The following is a 3,274-nucleotide window of genomic DNA, read 5'->3' on the forward strand; positions in this document are numbered from 1 at the left end:
GTCATTAATACTAATTTTACCTATGCGGATATAAACATGATAGTTCAAAAAACAATTATGAAAACACCACAACCTCTAGAAGCTAATAGAATTTACTACCAGTATGATTTTAAAAGTTTTCGTCATAAAGAAGATAGTTCTCCTGCAGAAGGAAAATTATTTTTATCGCCTGCAACGTTAGAAACAGACCCTGACGATAATTCATTATCGGATATTTATCAAATAACAATTAATGAAAATAATCAATATAGTAAAGTGATTAACATATGTAGAAATATTATAGAAATACTCTATCCAACAGAGCCTTTTGAGACACTTGAAGATGGTATCCATTTTTATATTTTAGATAAGGACAACCAATTGCAAAAAAAAGAAAATTTTGAAGCAGTGTTTAAAGAGCCCGGCTATATACGTATTGAAAAATTAGATGGAAAGGTGATCAGTATTCAAAAACGACCTACATATACGATTATCCATTTTAATTATGAATATTGGCCTAATCAAAATTTAAAGTATAATAAATTGGAGTATTATAATAATGAACATCAAATAATTTATTATGATGAAACTTTTTATGATGAAAATGAAAAAGCTATAGCGGGTAATAGCAAGAATCTGTTAACGCAACAAAATATACGCTATACCTACATAAACAAAGATGGCGTATCAAGAATTGATGAATATTTTGATAGCCAGGGTAATAAAACCAATCATGTGATTTATTATGATAATACTAATGCTGAAGATAAAATCGAAAATCAAATATTGGATCATGAAGGAAAACTGGTAGCAATAAGTAATACGGTGCCTGATGATATATTCGATCCGCTTAAAGAAGAATTAGCTGAGAGTTATCCTTATAATAATTTATTAATGGATATTGAAAAAACAGACGTAGTTTTAACAGAGAAGTTTTTTCTTCATACTGTAGATAAAAATACAACACAATGGGATAACGAGGCGATAAACCGCGCCAAGTATTTACGAATTACTCCTAATCAACCGTATTACGCAAAGGTAACTTATCCCCTTTTTTGGCCTAATCGTTATAAAAATTTTCCCCACCAAAAACCGTTAACATTAATTGAAGCGGAACATCAACAACCTAATGCCAAATACAGTGATTTAATCAAATTTGAAGTGGGCAATAATTATCAGTATAAAACTTTGATTAAAGAAAAGTGGCAACAAACTCCAATCACTTTACCATTAGAACAGTTTAAACCACTAGAAAACGACATCTACTTTTTTGTTATGGACAATAACGGAAAATTAATTCCATTAGAAAACGTTGAACAAGCGGTAGAACAACCAAACTATATACGTGTTGAAAAAGAGATGGGTAAGATAATTTCGATAGTTAAAAAAACACGAATTTATAAAGTATTAAATGAGTTTGAATATCAAGATAATAGTTTGAAAAACAGTAAATTTAATTTACTGGAAAGCACGCTGTTACCAAACTTAATCATTGAGACAAAATGGGAAAATTATTTGCCCAAATACCAAGTGATTAAAGATAATCAAGGAATAACGGTAAGAACAATTACAGTTATCAATCCAACAGATTTTCATGCTATTTTTGAGGAATTTAACTCAAATGGAATAAAAACCAATCGTATTGAAATAAATAAGAATAATGATCCTGACATAATAAACCAATATTTAGACGAAAAAGGACAACTGATTAAAACAACGGATGATTATCCCGAAAAAGATTCAGTCTACGATAAAATTTATAAAGAACCTTTCTATCCTATTTTTATAGATCAGCTGGAATATCAACTTTTTAAGCTTTATCAAAGAGAGTTAGAAAATGATTAATCCCAATCATGTCTACGGTAAATAATACAGTAAAAAATTAGCGTAATTAATTTAAGTTATGTTTTGGGGATAATTAGTACTTAAGTATAAAAGCATTACCATGTATAGCTTTAGGCAAAACCGATGCTCAAGGTAAAGCGCAAATTGTGACATCAGGGTATGAAGAAGATAACGTTATTTTTAAATATAAATAATTGATGGAGAAAATCTTTATGAGTGATTGGTTCGACTTCGGTACCGCTATTATGGGGAATACTGTTTTTTATGATCCTAATAATCCTTGTACTGCGTATCAATATGTAAAAGCTGGTTATAGAGAACTTGATTGGATTCGGATATGTAGAATTCCATTATCTTTATCTTTTTTTGAGAATGATGGTGCTTTTCTGTAACTACCCCCTAAAATAGTACAGCAAAAAAGTAGAAAATTCTCTATGATAAAAGTAAAGGGGATTTAATTATGAAAAAAAAGACTGAACATCAAATCGTAGCTATTTTAAAAGAAGCAGAGGCAAGTATTCCCGTTAAAGAGCTGTGCCGTAAATAGGGCATGGGTAATTCAACTTTCTATAAATGGCGAGAAAAATACGGCGGAATGGAAATGTCGGATATCAAACGATTAAAGGAGCTTGAGGCTGAAAACCGCAAGCTTAAGCAGATGTTTGCCGAACTGAGCTTAAAATCCCAGCTTCAGGAAGAAATCATAAAAAAGCTTTAGTACCCACTGAGGCACGTAAAACGTGGGCACAGCAACTACAACAAAATCATTTGGTTACTATTGCTATGAGTTGTGCCATTGTTGGCTTAAGCCGTTGTGCTTACTATTATCAACCTAAGTTGCAGGATGATTCCGTGATTATTTCGGTGTTGAATACTATCACAGACCGGCATTTACGCTGGGGCTTTCCTAAATGTTTTAATCGTATCAGAAAGCTCGGCTATCAATGGAATCATAAACGGGTATATCGGGTGTATTGTGAATTAAAGCTTAATGTCAGGGTAAAGCGTAAAAAACGCATTCCTCCACGATACCCAGAAAGGTTATTAGTCCCCAATAAACAAGGTGAATGTTGGTCAATGGATTTTATGAGTGACAGTAGTCGTAATCAACGTCGCTTTAGGACATTCAATGTCATCGATGACTTTAATCGTGAGGCGTTAGGGATTGATATTGCAGTAAGCTTACCCGCAGGAAGGATTACCCGTTACTTAGATAAACTGGCCGAATATCATGGGTATCCATTAAAAATACGGGTCGATAATGGGCCAGAATTTACAGGGAAAGCCTTTATAAACTGGGCTAAATCACATGATATAACCATTAATTATATCCAGCCCGGTAGCCCTTATCAAAATGGCTATATTGAACGATTTAATCGTACCTATCGTACTGAAGTACTCGATTTATATCTATTTAATAATCTAGAACAAGCAAGAAAGGTAACCGAAG

The 3,274-nt window shown here is 32.5% G+C and carries 4 protein-coding genes; all 4 read left to right on the forward strand.

Features of this window, described 5'->3' with window-relative positions; all coding sequences use genetic code 11:
* Nucleotides 1-36: 36 nt before the first annotated feature.
* Nucleotides 37-1,824 carry a hypothetical protein gene (locus A9G28_RS07330; protein WP_141674705.1) on the forward strand — a complete coding sequence of 596 codons (1,788 nt, stop codon included), beginning with the start codon at nt 37-39 and terminating at the stop codon, nt 1,822-1,824.
* A 212-nt stretch (nt 1,825-2,036) separates the two neighbouring features.
* A complete protein-coding gene (locus A9G28_RS07335) occupies nt 2,037-2,216 on the forward strand; it encodes a hypothetical protein (protein ID WP_065580236.1) in 180 nt (59 codons plus the stop codon).
* Between the two features lie 158 nt (nt 2,217-2,374).
* Entirely contained in the window at nt 2,375-2,542 is a 168-nt protein-coding gene (locus tag A9G28_RS07340) for a transposase (protein ID WP_081301533.1), read from the forward strand.
* A gap of 50 nt (nt 2,543-2,592) precedes the next feature.
* A partial coding sequence (locus A9G28_RS07345) for an IS3 family transposase (protein WP_255307557.1) occupies nt 2,593-3,274 on the forward strand: 682 nt, incomplete at its 3' end.

Origin of the sequence: Gilliamella sp. Fer1-1 (assembly GCF_001690825.1) — a bacterium.
Taxonomy (GTDB): Bacteria; Pseudomonadota; Gammaproteobacteria; order Enterobacterales; family Orbaceae; genus Gilliamella; species Gilliamella apicola_C.

What these genes read in the sequence shown, in the direction of transcription:
- A9G28_RS07340 (WP_081301533.1), top strand. Translation starts at nt 2,375, where the DNA reads ATGGGTAATTCAACTTTCTATAAATGGCGAGAAAAATACGGCGGAATG.
- A9G28_RS07335 (WP_065580236.1), top strand. Translation starts at nt 2,037, where the DNA reads ATGAGTGATTGGTTCGACTTCGGTACCGCTATTATGGGGAATACTGTT.
- A9G28_RS07330 (WP_141674705.1), top strand. Translation starts at nt 37, where the DNA reads ATGATAGTTCAAAAAACAATTATGAAAACACCACAACCTCTAGAAGCT.